Origin of the sequence: Bradyrhizobium sp. TM239 (assembly GCF_036247985.1) — a bacterium.
GTDB lineage: Bacteria > Pseudomonadota > Alphaproteobacteria > Rhizobiales > Xanthobacteraceae > Bradyrhizobium > Bradyrhizobium ottawaense.
In genome coordinates, this window is sequence record NZ_BTIR01000011.1 from 622,999 (window position 1) to 640,438 (window position 17,440).

Below are 17,440 nucleotides of genomic sequence, written 5' to 3' on the forward strand. Positions count from 1 at the left end.
TTGCGCCGGAAAGCAAAGGGAGAGCGTCATGGCCTACGAGCACATTCTTTATGAGGTCAGCGACAAGATCGCGACCATCACGCTCAATCGTCCCGACCGCATGAATGCGTGGACGCCGACCATGGAGCGCGACGTGCGCCATGCGATGGAAGCGTCGAGCGCCGATGACAATGTCCGCGTCATCATCATCACCGGCGCGGGCCGCGCCTTCTGTGCCGGCGCCGACATGGATGCGCTGAAGGGGCTCGATCCCGATGACGTCCGGCGCGCGTCGAACCTGCCGCCGTTCGACATGAACCGGCGTCCGGACTGGCAGACGCGCTACGGGTTCTATCCGTCGATCAAGAAGCCTGTGATCGCCATGCTCAACGGTGCCACGGCCGGCATCGGGCTGGTGCACGCGCTCTATTGCGACCTGCGCTTTGCCGCCGACAACACGGTGTTCACGACGGCCTTCGCGCGGCGCGGCCTGATTGCCGAGCACGGCATCAGCTGGATGCTGCCGCGCATCGTCGGTCATGCGAACGCGATGGATCTGCTGCTCTCGGCGAGGCGCGTGCCGAGCGACGAGGCGTTGCGGATCGGCCTGGTGAACCGGCTCTGCCCGCCTGACAAGCTCCGCGAGGAGACCTATGCCTATGCACGCGATCTCGCCGATTTCGTCTCGCCGAGCGCGATGGCCGTGATCAAGCGCCAGCTCTACGAGGTGCCGTTCCAGACGCTCGCGGAGGCAACGATCGAAGCCAACCGGGAGATGATGGTGGCGCTGGGTGGCAGCGATTTCCGGGAGGGGGTGGCGAGCTTCATGGAGAAGCGGCCGCCGAGGTTTACGGGGAGGTAGGGGGATTGTTCCTCAACCAGTCCGTCTTCGCCCTTTGGGCTTCGCCGGACACCACGCTTCACCCTTCGGGCTCCTCGTGGCTGCGCCACGCGTAGCCCGAAGGGCGAAGCGTGGTGGAGCCAGGCGGGATCGAACCGCCGACCTCGTCATTGCGAACGACGCGCTCTCCCAGCTGAGCTATGGCCCCGTTTGCTGGCCACTCTGGTGAATGCGGCCGACAACCGGGCGCCATTTAAGTCTCCGCCAAGGTCAAGTCAAGGACGGGTGTAAGGCGGTTTTAGCCATTCGGGGTGCCGACTTCCCTTGTTTGGGCGGGGGGGAACCGATATCTAGCAAAAGGCGTCAATCCCGACCGCAGCCAGCGTTTCAAAAGCCAGAGTCTTCAAAAGCCAGAGCCCTGAAAAATCATGCGTGCCGTTCTCGACATCGTCATCATCGTGCTCGACCTCTACGTCTGGCTGCTGATCGCCTCCGCGATCCTGTCCTGGCTGATCGCTTTCAACGTCGTGAACACCCGCAACCAATTCGTGTCGGCGGTGGCGGAGTTCCTGTACCGGATCACCGAGCCGGTGCTGGCGCCGATTCGCAACTTCCTGCCTAGTCTCGGCGGTCTCGACATCTCGCCGATCATCCTGATCCTGCTCATCATGTTCATCGAGCGGGTGATCCTGTACTACATCTACCCGAACGTGATCTGAGCGGGCTGGAGCCCTTGGTTGCCAACGAAGCTTGCAAGGAACCCTGGCGTTACTCGGCCGCGGGAATCAGCATCGCGCTGCGGGTGACGCCGCGCGGCGGTCGCGACGGCATCGACGGAATCGAGCAACTGGCCGACGGCCGCAGCGTGCTCAAGGTGCGGGTGCGCGCCATCGCCGATGGCGGCGAGGCCAACAAGGCTGTTTTGGTCCTGCTGGCGAAATCGCTGGGCGTCCCCAAGGCCGGCGTAAAGCTCCTGTCCGGAGCCACCTCGCGGCTGAAGCAGATCGCGATCGACGGCGATCCGGCACGGCTCGGCGAAGCCCTGCGCCAGCTCGTCTCGGCCCAATCGAAAGACTGAGGGAACTGACATGACCGCCAAGATTATCGATGGAAAAGTCATCGCCGCGGAACTTCGGGCCCGCGTCGCTGAGGAGGTCGCCCGCGTCAAGCGCGAGCACAATCTGGTGCCGGGGCTCGCGGTCGTGCTGGTCGGCAGCGACCCCGCCAGCGAGGTTTATGTCCGCTCCAAGCACACCCAGACCCAGGCCGCCGGCATGGCCTCGTTCGAGCACAAGCTGCCGGCCGACGTCTCGCAGGCAGATCTCCTGGCACTGGTTGCAAAGCTCAACCGCGATCCGGCCGTGCACGGCATTCTGGTGCAACTACCGCTGCCGAAGGGGCTGAACACCGAAGCCGTCGTCAACGCCATCGACCCCGCCAAGGACGTCGACGGGCTGCATCCGAACAATGCCGGCCGGCTCGCCGGCGGTTTCGAGGCGCTGTCGCCCTGCACGCCGCTCGGCTGCATCATCCTGACCAAGAGCGTGCACGCTTCGCTGGAAGGCAAGAATGCCATCGTCATCGGCCGCTCCAACCTGGTAGGCCGCCCGCTGGTGCAATTGCTGCTGAACGAGAACGCCACGGTGACGATCGCGCATTCGCGCTCGCGTGACCTGCCCGGGCTCGTGAAGCAGGCCGATCTCGTCTATGCCGCGGTCGGAAGACCTGAGATGGTGCGCGGCGACTGGCTGAAGCCGGGTGCGACCGTGATCGACGTCGGCATCAACCGGATTCCAAAGGACGACGGCAAGACGCGCCTCGTCGGCGACGTCGCCTATCAGGAAGCGCTTGGGGTTGCCGGCGCGATCACGCCGGTGCCGGGCGGCGTCGGTCAGATGACGGTGGCGTGCCTGCTGGTCAACACGCTGCGTGCGGCCTGCGCGATCGCCGAGCTGCCGAAGCCGGCGGTGTAGCCAAACTCTCGTGCCTCGGACGCAGCGCAGCGTGAAACGATGCGCTGCGGAGCCGGGGCCCAGCGGCAGCATGGGTCCCGGCTCTGCGACGCGTCACACCGGACGATGCTACGCATCGCCGGGACATGCCGCATCGCGTCCGGGACACCAAAGCTCAGCCCTTCTTCTTCTTCTCGCGATCCATGCCTTCGAGGATCAGCTTGTGCGCATCCTCCGGGCCGCCCCAGCGCAGGATCTTCACCCATTTGCCCTTCTCGAGATCCTTGTAGTGCTCGAAGAAGTGCTGGATCTGCTGCAGCGTGATGTCGGGCAGGTCGGAGTACGACTTCACCTTGTCGTAGCGCTGCGTCAGCTTCGACGACGGCACCGCCAGAATCTTCTCGTCGCCGCCGGCTTCGTCTTCCATGAACAGCACGCCGACCGGGCGCACGCTCATGACGGCGCCGGGAATGATGGCGCGGGTATTGATGATCAGGACGTCGCAGGGGTCGCCGTCATCCGACAAAGTATGCGGGATGAAGCCGTAGTTACCGGGGTAACGCATCGGCGTGTAGAGGAAGCGGTCGACCACCAGCGTGCCGGCTTCCTTGTCCATCTCGTATTTGATCGGTTCGCCGCCCACGGGGACTTCGATGAGGACGTTGACTTCGTGTGGTACGTTTTTCCCGATCGAGATCGCATCGATACGCATTGAAGGCTCCGTTGTTGCCGAGGTAAAATCGCGCCCGGCAGCGATTTTGGCGCTGTCATACGCGGGCTTGGCCCGCTGATCCATCGCGTTTTTGTGAAATAATGAATCCGGAAATCACCGGCTCAAAGGCAGCGGTATCGACGGAAGGGAAACGCTGCCAGATCAGCTTTCAGCAGCTCAATTGGTCCAAGCGAAGGCAACCTTGTCGAGCGATTTCGGCCCGAACCGCTCCGAGGAGCGCGCCACCATACGGCCCCCCAGCGCCCGGTAGAACTCGGTCGCGGGGTCGTTGTCCGAGAGCGCCCACACCACCATGCTCTTCAGTCCGCTCTGCATCAGGTCGCGGCGGGCAGAGGCGAACAGGCGGCGGCCGAAGCCGAGGCCCTGAAATTCGGGACGTAGGTAAAGCTCGTAGATCTCGCCGTCGAAATGCAGGCTGCGGGCACGGTTGCGGCCGTAATTGGCGTAGCCCGCGATCTTGTCGCCGAACACCAGCACGCTGACGCGGCTGCCCTTGCGGATCGCGCTGTCCCACCATTGCGGGCCGCGGCGGTTGATGAGCTTTTCCAGCTCGGCGCCGGGAATGATGCCCTGATAGGCGGAGCGCCAAGCCTCGTCATGAGTAGACGCCACCGCAGTTGCATCTGCAGCTTTGGCCGGCCGGACCTCGATCAGGGTTGTGCTCATGGGCGCAATCAAACCAAGTCGCCGCGCCGGCGGCAAGACCTATCGTTAATTATCGGTTAACGTGTGGACTTTGTGCATCAGTATCTGAACCATGTTGTACCGAAAAAAGACAGGACGCCGACTCGAGTGGCACAGGCGTGCCCTGCGTCGGTGCAAAACTCCCACTGCGGCAACGAATGAACGGCAATGGCAACGCAGAAAGTCCGCCGATACTGATTCGTTCCTACTAGTCTGATTGTCGCTGTTCTCGCCTCCGGCCATTCATGCGGCTCCTCAACATCCTCGCGCTCCTGACTCTGCTGGCCTTGCCGACTGCGCCGCCTCTGTGCGCTCAGGTCACGTTTGGTCCATCGGGCGAGGAGGGCGAGCCGCTTCGCCGACAAGCGTGGCTTGTGCCGTCGCCGGATACCGACATTGCTGCGCGTGCCCTTCTGTTTCGCCCCGCCGGCGCAGGGCCGTTCCGGCTTGCGGTCGTCGCACACGCCTCGACGCAGAACGTATTGCGTCGAGCGCAAATGCCGCAGCCGGAATATCGTCCGCTCGCCGCCTATCTCGTCGCGCGCGGTTTTGCCGTGCTGGTGCCGGAGCGGCTCGGCCATGGTGCGACCGGCGGCCGCTATGTCGAGGACCAGGGCGGCTGTGACGAGGCGGACTATGCCCGTTCGGGCCGTGCGACGGCCGAGCAAATCCGGCTCGCGCTGGAGTTCTTGCGAAAGCAGGATTTCATTCGCAAGGAGACCGCCATCGTGATCGGCCATTCCGCCGGCGGTTGGGGCGCGCTGGCGCTCGCCAACGCCGATCCGCAAGCGATCTCCGCGATCACGGTGTTTGCCCCCGGGCGCGGCGGCCATGCCAATGACGAGCCGAACCGGATCTGCGCGCCACACACGCTGCTTGCTGCTGCAGCGGAGTTCGGCAAGGCGGCGCGCATTCCCGTCACCTGGCTCGTCGCGGCCAATGACAGCTATTTCTCGCCGGCATTTTCGAAGAGTCTGGCGGACGCGTTTCGCGGTGGCGGCGGCAAGGTCGACTTCCGCATCCTGCCGGCCGTCGGCAGCGAGGGCCATTGGATGATCGAGACTGAAGCTGGTGTCAAAGGCGCAAGGACTGAGCTCGATCGTGTGCTGAACCAGCCTACGGCGCCTGTGATGCGACGGGATAGCCGCTGATGCCTAGATGGCCCGATGACGACGTGATCCTGTTCGACGGCGTCTGCATCTTCTGCTCGCGCTGGGTCCGCTTCGTCGCGCAGCGCGACACGGTGAAGCGGTTTCGCTTCACGCCGATCCAGTCGGCGTACGGAGCCCGGCTCGCGCGGACGTTCGACATCGATCCCGATGATCCCGACACCAACGCGGTCGTCCACGGCGGCGAAGTGTTCATGAAGTCAGACGCCGCGCTGACCGTGCTCTCGCTGCTTCCCGGCTGGGGCTGGGTGTGCGCGTTGTTCGCCGTGCCGAAACCGCTGCGGGACTTCGTTTACAGCCTCATCGCCCGCAACCGCTATCGCATCTTCGGCAAGTATGACGCGTGCTTCGTGCCGGATGCGGATTTGCGAAGCCGGGTGATCGAGTAGCCACGTCATTGCGAGCGCAGCGAAGCTACAGCTTCCCGATTGCCGCCAGTACTTCCTTCGCCGCCCGTTCGCCGCTGTCGCGCGCGCCATGCGCGGTCGTGAAGAATTCCGGCGATGTCGCTTCTCCCGCGAAGAACAACCGTCCATCCACCGGCGCGGCCAGCACGGCGCGATCGCCGGCGTGGCCGGGCAGCGCATGCGAATAGGAGCCTCGCGCGAACGGATCATGCGCCCAGCGCGACTCCGCGAGCGGCTTCAGCTTGCGGCGGATGTCGTTGCCGAGAAAGCCGGCAATCTCGTCGATGCTGTGCGCGGCGATGGCGCCGTCGCCGGAATCTTCCAGCGCGCGTGCAAAGCTGCCGCCGAAGAAGCCTTCGACGCAGGGTTGGCCGAATGGGCGGATGTGGTAGGTGCCCATCGCGGTGCGCATGGTGGCGCCGCGTAAGTTTGCTTCCTTGGGAAAGGCTTCGGCGTCATCGAGCGCGAGCGTCACCTTGTCGTCGACGCCGAGCGGCAGGCCGGCTGCTGCGTCGACCTTGGACGGTAACGGCGGCGAAAAGCGGATCGTCTCATCGGCGATCAGGTTGGTCGGCACGGTGACGATCACCTTGTCCGCGGTCAGCGTGCCCTGCGAGGTTTCGAGGCGGATGCGTCGGTCGGCATGATCGATCAGCGCGACGTTGCAGTTCAACGCCACCGGGCAGGGCGCGCCGTAGGCGGCGACCAGCGCGCCATAGCCGCGGCGGACGCGCCAGTTGAGACCAGAGTCCTCATAGGCGTCCCAGTCCAGCGTCGACATGTCCTTGAGTTCGCAGCCGTTGATGTAAGTCGAGATCGCGTCGATCATGGGATTCCAGCGATTGCCCACCTCGAGGCTCCGGCTCGCAGGCTCGTCCTTGCCCTTCTGCGCGGCTTCCCAGAGGCGCTCATAGAACTCGTCCATCGCACGCATGAAATCGTCGCGCTCGCCCTGCGGAAACGCGTTGCCATAGGCGCGCTCGCGCCAGGGCGGCAGGTCCTTGTTGAGCTCGAAACCGAGTCGCTGCGCAATCGAAACGAAGGAGTTCTTGTCCGCCGAGTGCAGCCAGCCGCAGCCGACGTCGAAGGTGACGTCAGGTGAGGCCTGTACGGTCCAGGCGCGGCCGCCGAGCCTGTTACGCGCCTCCAGCACGATGGTGGAGAGGTCGGAGCCCGCCAGCGCGTGTGCAGCGCCGAGGCCTGCGGTACCGGCGCCGACGATTGCGACGTCCACGGAGGAGGGGAGGGAGGTCATGGCCGGGCTCTAGCACGTCTGTGATGCGCGCTGAAGCCGGACAGATGAACGGTCTCCTAGGGTGGGCAAAGGCGCTCTCGCGCCGTGCCCACCATCGTCGTCCAAAACTTCAAATGGTGGGCACGCTACGCTTTGCCCACCCTACGGCGCTGCGTTCGGGGCACGAGAGCGGTGGCCTTACGCCACCGCTTCCTTGGACTTCTCTGCGCGCTTGCGCTCGTTCGGGTCGAGATGCTTCTTGCGCAGGCGGATCGACTTCGGAGTGACCTCGACGAGCTCGTCGTCCTCGATATAGGCGAGCGCCTTCTCCAGGGTCATGCGGATCGGCGGGGTCAGGCGCACGGCTTCGTCCTTCGAGGTCGTGCGGATGTTGGTGAGCTGCTTGCCCTTGAGCACGTTGATCTCGAGATCGTTGTCGCGGGTGTGCTCGCCGACGATCATGCCCTTGTAGACCTTCCAGCCCGGCTCGATCATCATCGGGCCGCGGTCTTCCAGCTTGAACATGGCGTAGGCCACGGCTTCGCCCTGGTCGTTGGAGATCAGCACGCCGTTGCGGCGGCCCTGGATCTCGCCCTTGTACGGCGCGTAGCCGTGGAACAGGCGGTTCATGATCGCGGTGCCGCGGGTGTCGGTGAGCAGCTCGCCCTGATAGCCGATCAGGCCGCGGGTCGGCGCGTAGAACACCAGGCGGAGGCGGTTGCCGCCGGACGGCTTCATCTCGACCAGCTCGGACTTGCGCTCGCTCATCTTCTGCACGACGACGCCGGAGTGCTCCTCGTCGACGTCGATCACGACTTCCTCGATCGGCTCCAGGGTGGCGCCGGTGGCTTCGTCCTTCTGGAACACGACGCGCGGACGCGACACCGAGAGCTCAAAACCCTCGCGGCGCATGGTCTCGATCAGGATCGCGAGCTGCAATTCGCCGCGGCCTGAGACTTCCATCGCGTCCTTGTCGGAGGCTTCGACGACGCGCAGCGCGACATTGCCTTCGGCCTCGCGCAAGAGACGGTCGCGGATCATGCGGCTCGTCACCTTGTCGCCTTCGGTGCCGGCGAGCGGGGAATTGTTGACGATGAACGACATCGACACGGTCGGCGGATCGATCGGCTGGGCCGGCAGCGGCACCTCGACGGTCGGATCGCAGAAGGTGTCGGCGACGGTGCCCTTGGTCAGGCCGGCAATCGCGACGATGTCGCCGGCTTCGGCTTCCTCGAGCGGCGTGCGCTCGAGGCCGCGGAACGCCAGGATCTTGGTGATGCGCCCGGATTCGACCAGCTTGCCCTCGGCGTTGAGCACCTTGACCTGCTGGTTCGGCTTGAGGATGCCGGAGGAGATACGGCCGGTGATGATGCGGCCGAGATAGGGGTTGGCCTCCAGGATGGTGCCGATCATCCGGAACGGACCTTCCTCGACCGTCGGCGGCGCGACGTGACGCAGGATCAGGTCGAACAGCGGCTCCATGCCCTTGTCCTTCGGACCCTCCGGGCTGTCGGCCATCCAGCCCTGCTTGGCCGACCCGTAGAGGATCGGGAAGTCGAGCTGCTCCTCGCTGGCGTCGAGCGCGGCGAACAGGTCGAACACCTCGTTGATGACTTCGGTCGGGCGCGCGTCGGGGCGGTCGACCTTGTTGATGACGACGATCGGCTTGAGGCCGACCTTGAGCGCTTTGGAGACCACGAATTTGGTCTGCGGCAGCGGGCCTTCGGCAGCGTCGACCAGCACCAGGGCGCCGTCCACCATGTTCAGGATGCGCTCGACCTCGCCGCCGAAATCGGCGTGGCCGGGGGTGTCGACGATGTTGATGCGGGTGTCCTTCCACTGCACCGAGGCCGCCTTGGCCAAGATGGTGATGCCGCGCTCGCGCTCCAGATCGTTGGAGTCCATGGCGCGGTCGGTCACCTTCTGGTTCTCGCGGAACGTGCCGGACTGCTGGAGGAGTTTGTCGACCAGGGTCGTCTTGCCGTGGTCGACGTGAGCGATGATGGCGACGTTACGGAGGTTCATGAGTGAGCTTCTTTGCGTTCGAACAATGGGTTAAGCGCGATCTCGCCGGTCGGACCGGGACCTCTTCTCGAAACAACGCTGGAAGACTGGAAACGGGGCGCTTTCCGCCCAAAAAGGAAGCCCGGCCATATCGACCGGGCAGCCTACGCGTTGCGGCGCAATATATGCAAAAACCGCCAAAAAACAATGCGTTCTTTGCCCGTTGGTTGACTGAATTTTGTCCGGGAATCTCCGGGGGTTAAGGCTGGGTCCCGGGATGGATAGGGGCCTTTCGTCCCTTGATAGCTGCCCAGATCAGGGCGGCCCCGCCGATCCCCACGACGAGGCCCAGAAAGACCAGCGGCGCGATGTCCGAGGCGATCCTGCCATCCTCGAACACCGACATTCCGCCGAAGAGCAGCGCACAGGCGCCCGGCAGCAGCATGAGGACCCCGAAAATCGCCATCAGTGCGGTCAGGCAGCCGCTGCGCTTTTCCGTCGGGGCAGGAGGGGGACCCGGGGGCGCCGGTGGCGGCGTGTCGCTGATGCTCATGCCTGCAAGACTCCTTCATTCGCCTGCGCGGCCAGCGCGGCGCGGATGCCGTCGATCTTGCCGTTGCGGTAGAACAGATTGTAGGTGTCGAACGGAATGATCGCGCCCTGCTCCGTCACGAAATGGATGCAGCTGCGCTTGACGTTGCCGACGCAGAAATTGAAGCGATCGAGAAACTGCACGATGGTGACGCGGAACACGTTCTCGTAAGAGAGCCCTTCCGGCACCTGAAAGCTCGGCAGGCAGCACAGCAATTCGCAGACGCGCTCGGACGTGTTGAGCGGCCCCGATGACAGTGAGAACAGATCGACGAACTTCTCCCGCAGCACCGGATATTTCTCCGGGCTGATCGTATTGGGCATCACCGCAACCAGCTGTTCCTGCGGAATCAGCGAGGTCAGCGGCAGCACCTTCTCGCCATTGCGCAGGCCGTAGCCGATCGAGATGCTTTCGGGATTGCAGGGCAGCGGGATCATGTCCTTGTCGCCGAACACGCCGGTCTCGATCACGCGCTTGCGGATCTCCGACAGCATGATGCGGTCGGTTTTCTCATCGAAATTCTCGTTGCGGCCGGCGTCCTGCACCGGCTGCAACGTGACGCCGCGCACGCATGTCCACGTCAGGGCGTGGCGGACGATGTCGCCGATCTCGGAGTCATTGACGCCGCGCTTGATGGTCGCGACCAGCGTGGTCGACACGCCAAAATGCTCGAGATTTTCCAGTGCCTGCTGGCGGATTTTTCGCAAATCCGCGCCGCGCAGATCGATCAGCGCATCGCGCTGCAGTGAATCGAACTGGAGATAGACCTCCAGCCCGCGCCTGTTCTCGGCGAGCCGCGCCACGAAATCCTTTTCGCGAGCGATGCGCAGGCCGTTGGTGTTGATCATGACGTGGCGGATCGGGCGGGCGCGCACGGCATCCAGGATCGCGAAGAAATCAGGATGCAGCGTCGGCTCGCCGCCGGAAATCTGCACGAGGTCGGGCTCGCCTTCACTGGCGACCAGCGCGTCGAGCATCTTCTCCACTGTCGCAAGAGGGGTGAATTTCGTCCGCGCCGGCGAGGATTCGGCGAAGCAGACCGGGCAGGTGAGATTGCAGTGCTCGGTGATCTCGATCAGCGCCAGGCAGGAATGCTGCTCGTGGTCGGAACAGAGACCGCAATCATAGGGACAGCCGAATTCGGTGCGCTGCTGGAATTGCAGAGGCCGGTCGCCGGGCTTGATGAAATCCTTGCACAGGCGCCAATAGGCGGCATCCGTCGACACCAGCGTCGACTGGACGCCGTGCTCCCTGCATCGCTTTTCGTACCAGACCTCGTTGTCCAGGATCTGGATCTTGGTCGGCACCAGCTTCAGGCAGGTCTCGCAAAGGGATTGGGTCTGGCCCCAAAAGATATAGGGACGCGACTTACGCAACGGCGCGTTCATGCATGGGTCTCGCTTTGGGCGCCGTCGCCAGCATGACGCCGGCGTAGAGCAAAATGGACAGTGACAGCAGGTGAAACAGGGTGAAGGGACCGATCAGCGTGCCGTAGGGCTTGAGGAATTCCCACAGGAAGCGTTGCGCTCCATAATAGACGAGAACCAGGTAGAAACCATTGGTGATCACAAAGGCATTCCGGTTCACGACCGCCAGCATATAGGGCAGCGCGAATACGGCCATGGCCGCGCTCTCGTAGAGCTGCACGGGATGGCGCAGAATGCCGTCGCCGAAATCATGGGCCCAGGGCAGCGCCGTCGGCGTGCCATAGGTGAAGTCGTCGAGGCCTGCGAAGTAGCAGCCGAGCCGGCCGATCGCGATGCCGAGCGCCAGCGGCAGCGCAAAACGGGCGCCGGTTCGCAGCGCGATCCCCGCGGACCATTTGTACAGCTCGATCGCCACGATGCCGCCGGCGATCGCGCCCTCGACCGAGCGCGCAATGCCGCTCTCGCCCGACAGCCACAGATTGGCGGAGCCGAACAGGTAGGCCCCGAGGCCCGCGCCGAACACCAGCGCGGCGATATAGGGTAGCTCGAAGGATTGCGCCGGAAACTGCAGGCGCTGTCGCGACAGCCAGTAGACGGCCGCCGCCGCCGCCAGCCAGGCTGCAATGTCGAAGAGAGTGTGAAGCAAAGCCCCGCTCATGCGGGGGATATTAGCCCAGGTTCCGGCCGTGCGGGATAGTGCGCTTGCTCGTTCTCCACGCCGGGGAAGCGAGGCGGATCGCTACCCGGCCTCCCGCTCCTCGGTCGGGTAGACGCCGCGCAGCACCTCTTCGAAATGCATTTTGACCGCGTCGTTGCACAGGCAGGCGCGAAGCCTCAGGCCGTCGCGATTGCGAACCAGGATCGATCCGCGCCTCGTGTCGAGAATCCGTTCCGCCTTGAACGACTGAAGCACGCGGCTGGCATAGGAGCGGCCAACGCCGAGCAGCGTCGCAAGCTGTTCGTGGGTCAGCGGCACGCTGTCCTCGTCGCCGGTCCGCTCCATCGCCGCCAAAATCCACTTGGCGGTCCGCTGTTCGATCGAATGGATTGCATTGCAGGCGGTCGACTGGAAGATCTGCGCCAGCATGCAATCGGCATAGCGGGCAAAGATGTTGCGCAGCGACGCCGAGCGCAGCTTGGCCGCTTCCAGCTTGGCGACATGAACGCGCGCAAACGGGCCGCCGAATTTCACGCAGATCCGGGTATAGGCCGGCAGGAATCCCTCGCTGACGATACCGCCCACCGCGCCTTCGCGGCCGACCAGGATGGTCTCGACGTCTCGGCCATCCTCGTTGGGGACGAGAAAGGTCGCGAGCGCCGGTCCGCAGGGGAAGTGGACGACCTGGACGTCGTCACCGGGGCTGTAGAGCAACTGGCCGGCTGCGGAGATTTCGACGGTCACGTGCGGTGCGAGCAGGGCGTAGTCTGCCTGGTTCAAACGCCGCAACAAATTGTTGGCCGGACGGCTCTCAACCTCGGCCGTCTTGCTGATACGCGCATCCATCGTGAACTCCCATCCTCCTTCCCACCTTAGCGAGTTCCTTGCATTCCCTGTGTGCACAAGTGGACAGACTGGAGAACGGCAATGTGGTGGGTTTCGTTCCAGGAACCCACCGATGCGCTGCGCGCAGGCATCGTGTCGCGGCAGTCCTGATCCGACCCCCCACACGCAAGATGCGATCATGGCACCCGCACTTTCCAATGGCTCAAGCTGGCCGGCCGATGTTCTGATCGTCGAAGACGACCCGATCATCGCGATCGATTTCGAGGACCGTCTGCTCGGGTTCGGGGTGACGGGCGTGCGGACCGTCGGGTCGGTGACGCAGGCGCTGGGCGCCATCGCCAAGCGTGCGCCCGATTTCGCGCTGCTCGATGTCGAGTTGATCCGCGAGACGAGCTTTGCGGTCGCGGAGCGGCTGGCTGCGCTGAAGATCCCGTTCGTCTTCGTTACCGGCTATGGCGCCGAGGCGCGCATTCCGCCTGAATTCTCCGGCCAGCCGCGGTTGCAGAAGCCCTGCTCGAGCGACGCGCTGGAGGCGGCGCTCAAGGTGCGCGCCCTCGATTAGCGATCAGGCCTGCTTTGGATCGAGCGTGGTCGACCACAGCGCGACGTCGGCGCGGTCGCGCAAGGTCACGGTCATCCGGCCCGAGGCGCCATCGATCTTGACGTGACCGAAGAACTGCATGCCGGCCGACGGCGGCAGGTTCTGGCTGTCCTTGCCCGGCGCCTTGACGAAGCGCACCTCGGGCCCAAACGTGTTGTCGAGCGCGTTCGGACCGAACGTGCCGGCGTGCAGCGGACCCGACACGAATTCCCAGAACGGCTCGAACTCCTGGAATTGCGCCTTGTTCGGATCGTAATAATGCGCGGCAGCGTAGTGCACGTCCGCCGTGAGCCACACCGTGTTGCTGATCGGTGCCATCTTGATGAAACGCAGGATGTCGGCGATCTCGAACTCGCGGCCGCGCACCGGGCCGTCGCCCTGCGCGATCGCTTCCGAGCCGCCCTTCGGCGTGTCCGACACGACGAGGCTGAGCGGCATGTCGGAGGCGATCACCTTCCAGGTCGCGTGCGAATTGAGCAGGCCGCGCTTGAGCCAGGCGATCTGGTCCGGGCCGAGGAAGTAGCTGGCGGGGCCGTAAGCGGTCTCGAGATTGGCGCCGTTCGGGCCGCGATAGCTGCGCTCGTCGAGCATGAACACGTCGAGATGCGGGCCGTAGGAGATCTGGCGATAGACCCGGCCCGGCTCAACGATGCTCTCGCGCATCGGATACATCTCGTGGAAAGCGCGGCCCGCGCGGGCGGCGAGCAGGGCGATGTCGCGCTCCTTGTAAGCCGCCGGCAATTCCTTCGACAGCGACCAGTTGTTGGTCGCCTCGTGGTCGTCCCATTGCACGAAGATCGGCACCTCCGCATTGAAGGCGCGGAGGTTTTCGTCGGTGAGATTGTATTTGTGCGCGGCGCGGTACTCGTCCAGCGTCTCGGCGACCTTGGCCTTCTCGGGGATGGTGACGTTCTTCCAGATCTTGCCGTCGGCGAGCTTCACCTCGGATTGAATCGGGCCGTCGGCGTAGATGGTGTCGCCCGAGTGCAGGAAGAAATCCGGACGGTGCTTGCGCATCGCCGAGAAGGTGAACATGCCGCCGTCATCGGGATTGATGCCCCAGCCCTGGCCGGCGACGTCCCCGCCCCAGACGAAGCTGACGTCGCGGCGGTCGGCCGGCGCGGTGCGGAAGCGGCCGACCACCGGCTCGCCCTCGATCGCGGTGTGGGAGAGATCTCGGAAGCGGACGCGGTAGAAGATGTCCTGTCCGCCCGGCAGGTTCTCGATCAGCATCTTCGCGGTGAAATCGCTCTCGGGGAGCGCCGCGATCGGCGGCAGCGCGCGGGCATCCCTGAAGGACTCGGTCGTCGCGACCTCGACCAGCATCTGCGATGGACGGTCGGTGCGCGCCCACACCACGCCGCTGTCCACCGTGACGTCGCCCGACTGCACGCCATGAGTGACCATCGACCGATCGGCGGCGCGCGAGAGATAGGGCATCGCCATCGTGCCGAGTGCACCGGCGCCGGTGGCGAGGAAGCGGCGGCGGGAGAATTTGATGTTCATGGGAGATGGCCCCGAGATCGCGTGAGGCGACCGCCCGGACGGCCGCTCCGATGGAGCCCGAACCTATATTGAGACAATGTGACGCAGCAATAACGCGCGCAGCGTTACGCGTTGCCGGCGGCCCTGAACTGCGCGCCTGCACGTTGCAGGTTCTGCGGCAGGCTGAACAGCACCGCCTTGCGGTCGGCAACGGCGGCGTGGAACTGGTCCAACGCGATGTTGAAGGCGGTGAGCGAGCCCTCCTCGATCGCGCCATGATCGAAGCAGCGCAGCGTGTCGCGCAGGATCTCGTCGGCCTCGGCCTGCATCTGGTCGAGCTCGTCGGTCGTCTCGCACTTGCGCGCCACCGCGATCATGTCGAGCAGCCGTTCGCGCAGATGGCTGTTGTTGTCGCGCTCGTCCTTCTTCAGATAGCCAGCGAACCAGGCGCCGATCGAGCCCATGGCCGACAACGCCATCAGGCTCCACCAGATGTAATCGCTGTATTTGTCGAGGAAGGTCTTTTCCTCGCCGTCGACGAAGGCGGCAGCGCCCGGATGCACCGGGATCACCGCATCCTTGTCGGTGTCGGGCGTCTCGATCTTCGCCGCGAGCGGGAATTCCGTCACCAGCTGCTGGCGCACGGCGAAGAGCTGGCGCGTGAACGCCGCGATGGTGGTTTCGGATACGCCTTTGCGCGCCACGATGTGGTGCGAGAAGCTGACGGTCTTGACCTCGTCCTCCGGGCGGGCGGGCGAGCCGCCAAAGGTGCCGGCTGGAATCTCTGACGCTTCGTAGACCGGATGGTTCTGGGCGATCGCATCCGCCGACTCGATCGCGAGGAAGTTGGGCGCGCCGAAATCCTTGGTGGAGGCGGCGATCGCATCCGCCGTGATCTTGCTGTTGACCGGTCCGGCCGCGAGATAGACGTCGGCCTTCTGGGCCTTGATCGCCTCGGCGGCCTCGTTGGCGGGGAATTGCACGATCTCGACCTTGGCGGGATCGACGCCATATTGCTGGAGGATCACCTTGAGCAGATTGACATTGGCCTGGGTGCGGCCGACCACGCCGACGCGATGGCCGGCGAGCTGCGAGATTTTGGTGATCTTCGGGCCCCGCTTCTTGCCTTTGCCCGGTACGGACCACAGCACCACGACGTTCTTGCGCAGGGTCGCGACCGCTTGCGCGTTCTTGGGCACGTCGAGGTCGCCGCGCACGATGGCGAGATCGACCTTGCCTTCCGCAAGCGCATTGGCGCTGGCCGTGGCGCCGTCGGTCTGGATCGGCCGCAGCCGGATCTGGCTCTTGTGCTGCGTGAAAGCCTGCGTCAGCGCCTGCACGACCTTGACGTCGTCGCTGTTGGCGGGACCGACCGCGATCTTCAACGTCACGGGCCGCATGGCGAAGTAGTAGCCGCCGACGAGCGCGCCGATGATTGCAAGCACGAGCGCAAGAGACACGAGCGCAGTCTTCCGCGCCGCGGATCGCGGCGAAGGCGGAGAGGGCGTTTCGGCCAGGTCCAATCCCCCGGTCATCGATCTCCCAAACAGGCGCTTCAGGCTCAGTTTCATCTTGGCCGGCGATTTACGCCCGCAATTGTAGCAAATTTCTTGTCCGGCGGGGTTACATCTCCGTCATGGTTAGCGGATGGCGGAAATCCCCCGTATGAACCCGGGCGTCAGCAGGGTGTTAGGGTAAAGTTCCCCTGAAGAACGGAGATGACCATGGCAGAACGGCTTTCCGCGGAGGCGCGCAAGCAGGCGCTGGGCGAACTACCGGACTGGACCGAGGTTCAGGGCCGGGATGCCATCGGGAAAACCTTTATCTTCAAGGATTTCAGCGAGGCGTTCGGCTTCATGACCCGGGCCGCGCTGGCCGCCGAGAAGATGGATCACCACCCCGAATGGCGCAACGTCTACAAGACGGTCGAGGTGGTGCTGTCGACCCACGACGCCGGCGGCGTCACCGCGCTCGACATTGCGCTGGCCAGGGCGATGAACGCGATCGCAGGCTGAGATCGGCCGACGTCTTGCAGGGATCGGCCACATCCCCATCTTGTGATCAGCCGGGATGCGGCGATCCGCCGCCCCGGGGGCTGAATGGGAGTTTCTCGAACATGGCTGCCGAACACAGTGTCGGTTTCGAGCCGGCCGACCGGCTCGCGGAAGATCGCGAGAGCGTGCGCCGCCGCTTCTGGCGCAAGCTGAAGCGCGTCGCCGCGCATCTGCCGTTCGCCGAAGACTTGCTGGCTGCTTATTACTGCGCGTTCGACCGGCAGACCCCGCGTCACGTCCAGGCCGCGCTGTTAGGTGCGATCGCCTATTTCATCCTGCCGTTCGACTTCGTCGCCGACGTGATGCCGGTCCTCGGCTTCGCCGATGATGCCGCCGTGCTCGCCACCGCCATCCGCATGGTCTCCGGCCACATCACGAATGAGCACCGCGAAGCCGCCCGTGCCGTGCTGAAGCGCGGGGTGGATGAGGCGGAAGCGCAGTAGAGGTTGGCTGCACGTTCGTAGCCACACCTACTGCTGTCATTCCCCGCGACCCGGCTACGCCAAGGCTTCGCCGGGGTTGAGGTCCAGGGGCGCCGAAGCTTTAGCGCAGGCGGCAGGCGGGGAATCCAGCACGCCGCGGCTTCTCGATTCAATCGCTGGCTTCACGGAGAGTACTGGATCGCCCGGTCAAGTGTTTAGACCGGAGACATAGCTGACGCCTGTTCGGACACATCACTGACAGGTTGGCCATTGGTCAAGTCGATAGATGCGACCTGCCAGCTGGCAAAGAAGACGCCGTATTGGCCGTCGCGGTTGAGCGGCCTGATGGCGA

Annotated in this window: 19 protein-coding genes, 1 tRNA gene and 1 pseudogene; 9 read left to right on the forward strand and 12 right to left on the reverse strand. The window is 64.5% G+C overall.

The annotated features are described in order from the left end of the window. Positions 1–28 precede the first annotated feature (28 nt). Positions 29–841 (forward strand): enoyl-CoA hydratase, encoded by an 813-nt coding sequence (locus AABA84_RS21305; protein ID WP_212243109.1) that lies wholly within the window; start codon positions 29–31, stop codon positions 839–841. A gap of 111 nt (positions 842–952) precedes the next feature. Here AABA84_RS21305 and AABA84_RS21310 read toward each other — a convergent pair. Further along, a tRNA-Ala gene (locus AABA84_RS21310) sits at positions 953–1,028 on the reverse strand. Positions 1,029–1,248: 220 nt separating this feature from the next. Between AABA84_RS21310 and AABA84_RS21315 the strand changes: the two genes are divergently transcribed. From AABA84_RS21315 to folD, 3 genes are read left to right on the forward strand one after another with little or no spacing between them, the layout of a single operon-like run. Continuing rightward, positions 1,249–1,539 (forward strand): YggT family protein, encoded by a 291-nt coding sequence (locus tag AABA84_RS21315; RefSeq protein ID WP_007598721.1) that lies wholly within the window; start codon positions 1,249–1,251, stop codon positions 1,537–1,539. A 14-nt stretch (positions 1,540–1,553) separates the two neighbouring features. After that, positions 1,554–1,898 carry a DUF167 domain-containing protein gene (locus AABA84_RS21320; RefSeq protein ID WP_338312998.1) on the forward strand — a complete coding sequence of 115 codons (345 nt, stop codon included), beginning with the start codon at positions 1,554–1,556 and terminating at the stop codon, positions 1,896–1,898. 10 nt (positions 1,899–1,908) lie between these two features. Next, complete coding sequence (folD, locus tag AABA84_RS21325; RefSeq protein WP_212243105.1) at positions 1,909–2,793, forward strand: bifunctional methylenetetrahydrofolate dehydrogenase/methenyltetrahydrofolate cyclohydrolase FolD; 885 nt, start codon at positions 1,909–1,911, stop codon at positions 2,791–2,793. A 154-nt stretch (positions 2,794–2,947) separates the two neighbouring features. Here folD and ppa read toward each other — a convergent pair whose 3' ends face one another. Together ppa and AABA84_RS21335 are read right to left on the reverse strand one after the other, a co-directional pair. Beyond that, positions 2,948–3,484: an inorganic diphosphatase gene (gene ppa, locus AABA84_RS21330; RefSeq protein WP_018318963.1), complete on the reverse strand. Its 537-nt coding sequence runs from the start codon at positions 3,482–3,484 to the stop codon at positions 2,948–2,950. Positions 3,485–3,661: 177 nt separating this feature from the next. Further along, positions 3,662–4,171, reverse strand: a complete 510-nt coding sequence (locus tag AABA84_RS21335; RefSeq protein ID WP_018318962.1) for a GNAT family N-acetyltransferase — start codon at positions 4,169–4,171, stop codon at positions 3,662–3,664. Positions 4,172–4,434: 263 nt separating this feature from the next. On the opposite strand from AABA84_RS21335, the gene AABA84_RS21340 reads away from it, so the two are divergent. Continuing rightward, the gene (locus tag AABA84_RS21340; protein ID WP_338313000.1) at positions 4,435–5,340 is read left to right on the forward strand and encodes a dienelactone hydrolase family protein; all 906 of its coding nucleotides are present in this window, start codon (positions 4,435–4,437) and stop codon (positions 5,338–5,340) included. Beyond that, positions 5,340–5,747, forward strand: a complete 408-nt coding sequence (locus AABA84_RS21345) for a thiol-disulfide oxidoreductase DCC family protein (protein ID WP_338313001.1) — start codon at positions 5,340–5,342, stop codon at positions 5,745–5,747. Before AABA84_RS21340 ends, AABA84_RS21345 begins: the two co-directional genes overlap by 1 nt. A 25-nt stretch (positions 5,748–5,772) precedes the next feature. Here the strand turns inward: AABA84_RS21345 and AABA84_RS21350 are convergent, their stop codons facing one another. The 6 genes from AABA84_RS21350 to AABA84_RS21375 all read right to left on the reverse strand — a co-directional run bounded on the left by AABA84_RS21350 (position 5,773) and on the right by AABA84_RS21375 (position 12,526). Continuing rightward, a complete protein-coding gene (locus AABA84_RS21350; RefSeq protein ID WP_338313002.1) occupies positions 5,773–7,020 on the reverse strand; it encodes a flavin monoamine oxidase family protein in 1,248 nt (415 codons plus the stop codon). A 177-nt stretch (positions 7,021–7,197) separates the two neighbouring features. Then, positions 7,198–9,024, reverse strand: a complete 1,827-nt coding sequence (typA, locus tag AABA84_RS21355; RefSeq protein WP_338313004.1) for a translational GTPase TypA — start codon at positions 9,022–9,024, stop codon at positions 7,198–7,200. Between the two features lie 238 nt (positions 9,025–9,262). After that, positions 9,263–9,556 carry a hypothetical protein gene (locus AABA84_RS21360; protein ID WP_338313005.1) on the reverse strand — a complete coding sequence of 98 codons (294 nt, stop codon included), beginning with the start codon at positions 9,554–9,556 and terminating at the stop codon, positions 9,263–9,265. Next, positions 9,553–10,983: a radical SAM protein gene (locus AABA84_RS21365; protein ID WP_338309194.1), complete on the reverse strand. Its 1,431-nt coding sequence runs from the start codon at positions 10,981–10,983 to the stop codon at positions 9,553–9,555. Before AABA84_RS21365 ends, AABA84_RS21360 begins: the two co-directional genes overlap by 4 nt. Continuing rightward, positions 10,964–11,680 carry a prolipoprotein diacylglyceryl transferase family protein gene (locus AABA84_RS21370; protein WP_338313006.1) on the reverse strand — a complete coding sequence of 239 codons (717 nt, stop codon included), beginning with the start codon at positions 11,678–11,680 and terminating at the stop codon, positions 10,964–10,966. Before AABA84_RS21370 ends, AABA84_RS21365 begins: the two co-directional genes overlap by 20 nt. A gap of 81 nt (positions 11,681–11,761) precedes the next feature. Beyond that, positions 11,762–12,526, reverse strand: a complete 765-nt coding sequence (locus AABA84_RS21375; RefSeq protein ID WP_338313007.1) for a Crp/Fnr family transcriptional regulator — start codon at positions 12,524–12,526, stop codon at positions 11,762–11,764. A 178-nt stretch (positions 12,527–12,704) separates the two neighbouring features. Here AABA84_RS21375 and AABA84_RS21380 point away from each other — a divergent pair, with 178 nt between their 5' ends. Beyond that, positions 12,705–13,088, forward strand: coding sequence for a response regulator (locus tag AABA84_RS21380; protein WP_212243093.1), 384 nt, complete (start codon positions 12,705–12,707; stop codon positions 13,086–13,088). 3 nt (positions 13,089–13,091) lie between these two features. Here AABA84_RS21380 and AABA84_RS21385 read toward each other — a convergent pair whose 3' ends face one another. Then, positions 13,092–14,633: an alkaline phosphatase D family protein gene (locus tag AABA84_RS21385; protein WP_338313008.1), complete on the reverse strand. Its 1,542-nt coding sequence runs from the start codon at positions 14,631–14,633 to the stop codon at positions 13,092–13,094. A 104-nt stretch (positions 14,634–14,737) separates the two neighbouring features. After that, the gene (locus AABA84_RS21390) at positions 14,738–16,183 is read right to left on the reverse strand and encodes a TAXI family TRAP transporter solute-binding subunit (RefSeq protein WP_338313009.1); all 1,446 of its coding nucleotides are present in this window, start codon (positions 16,181–16,183) and stop codon (positions 14,738–14,740) included. Positions 16,184–16,336: 153 nt separating this feature from the next. Between AABA84_RS21390 and AABA84_RS21395 the strand changes: the two genes are divergently transcribed. Next, complete coding sequence (locus tag AABA84_RS21395; protein WP_338313011.1) at positions 16,337–16,627, forward strand: 4a-hydroxytetrahydrobiopterin dehydratase; 291 nt, start codon at positions 16,337–16,339, stop codon at positions 16,625–16,627. A 101-nt stretch (positions 16,628–16,728) separates the two neighbouring features. Then, on the forward strand, positions 16,729–17,109 hold the full coding sequence (locus tag AABA84_RS21400; RefSeq protein ID WP_212243085.1) for a YkvA family protein: 381 nt from the start codon (positions 16,729–16,731) through the stop codon (positions 17,107–17,109). A gap of 194 nt (positions 17,110–17,303) precedes the next feature. Here the strand turns inward: AABA84_RS21400 and AABA84_RS21405 are convergent. After that, positions 17,304–17,440 (reverse strand): annotated as a pseudogene (locus tag AABA84_RS21405) (IS481 family transposase); the annotation flags it as partial.

What these genes read in the sequence shown, in the direction of transcription:
- AABA84_RS21305 (WP_212243109.1), top strand. Translation starts at nt 29, where the DNA reads ATGGCCTACGAGCACATTCTTTATGAGGTCAGCGACAAGATCGCGACC.
- AABA84_RS21315 (WP_007598721.1), top strand. Translation starts at nt 1,249, where the DNA reads ATGCGTGCCGTTCTCGACATCGTCATCATCGTGCTCGACCTCTACGTC.
- folD (WP_212243105.1), top strand. Translation starts at nt 1,909, where the DNA reads ATGACCGCCAAGATTATCGATGGAAAAGTCATCGCCGCGGAACTTCGG.
- ppa (WP_018318963.1), bottom strand. Translation starts at nt 3,484, where the DNA reads ATGCGTATCGATGCGATCTCGATCGGGAAAAACGTACCACACGAAGTC.
- AABA84_RS21335 (WP_018318962.1), bottom strand. Translation starts at nt 4,171, where the DNA reads ATGAGCACAACCCTGATCGAGGTCCGGCCGGCCAAAGCTGCAGATGCA.
- AABA84_RS21340 (WP_338313000.1), top strand. Translation starts at nt 4,435, where the DNA reads ATGCGGCTCCTCAACATCCTCGCGCTCCTGACTCTGCTGGCCTTGCCG.
- AABA84_RS21345 (WP_338313001.1), top strand. Translation starts at nt 5,340, where the DNA reads ATGCCTAGATGGCCCGATGACGACGTGATCCTGTTCGACGGCGTCTGC.
- AABA84_RS21350 (WP_338313002.1), bottom strand. Translation starts at nt 7,020, where the DNA reads ATGACCTCCCTCCCCTCCTCCGTGGACGTCGCAATCGTCGGCGCCGGT.
- typA (WP_338313004.1), bottom strand. Translation starts at nt 9,024, where the DNA reads ATGAACCTCCGTAACGTCGCCATCATCGCTCACGTCGACCACGGCAAG.
- AABA84_RS21360 (WP_338313005.1), bottom strand. Translation starts at nt 9,556, where the DNA reads ATGAGCATCAGCGACACGCCGCCACCGGCGCCCCCGGGTCCCCCTCCT.
- AABA84_RS21365 (WP_338309194.1), bottom strand. Translation starts at nt 10,983, where the DNA reads ATGAACGCGCCGTTGCGTAAGTCGCGTCCCTATATCTTTTGGGGCCAG.
- AABA84_RS21370 (WP_338313006.1), bottom strand. Translation starts at nt 11,680, where the DNA reads ATGAGCGGGGCTTTGCTTCACACTCTCTTCGACATTGCAGCCTGGCTG.
- AABA84_RS21375 (WP_338313007.1), bottom strand. Translation starts at nt 12,526, where the DNA reads ATGGATGCGCGTATCAGCAAGACGGCCGAGGTTGAGAGCCGTCCGGCC.
- AABA84_RS21380 (WP_212243093.1), top strand. Translation starts at nt 12,705, where the DNA reads ATGGCACCCGCACTTTCCAATGGCTCAAGCTGGCCGGCCGATGTTCTG.
- AABA84_RS21385 (WP_338313008.1), bottom strand. Translation starts at nt 14,633, where the DNA reads ATGAACATCAAATTCTCCCGCCGCCGCTTCCTCGCCACCGGCGCCGGT.
- AABA84_RS21390 (WP_338313009.1), bottom strand. Translation starts at nt 16,183, where the DNA reads ATGAAACTGAGCCTGAAGCGCCTGTTTGGGAGATCGATGACCGGGGGA.
- AABA84_RS21395 (WP_338313011.1), top strand. Translation starts at nt 16,337, where the DNA reads ATGGCAGAACGGCTTTCCGCGGAGGCGCGCAAGCAGGCGCTGGGCGAA.
- AABA84_RS21400 (WP_212243085.1), top strand. Translation starts at nt 16,729, where the DNA reads ATGGCTGCCGAACACAGTGTCGGTTTCGAGCCGGCCGACCGGCTCGCG.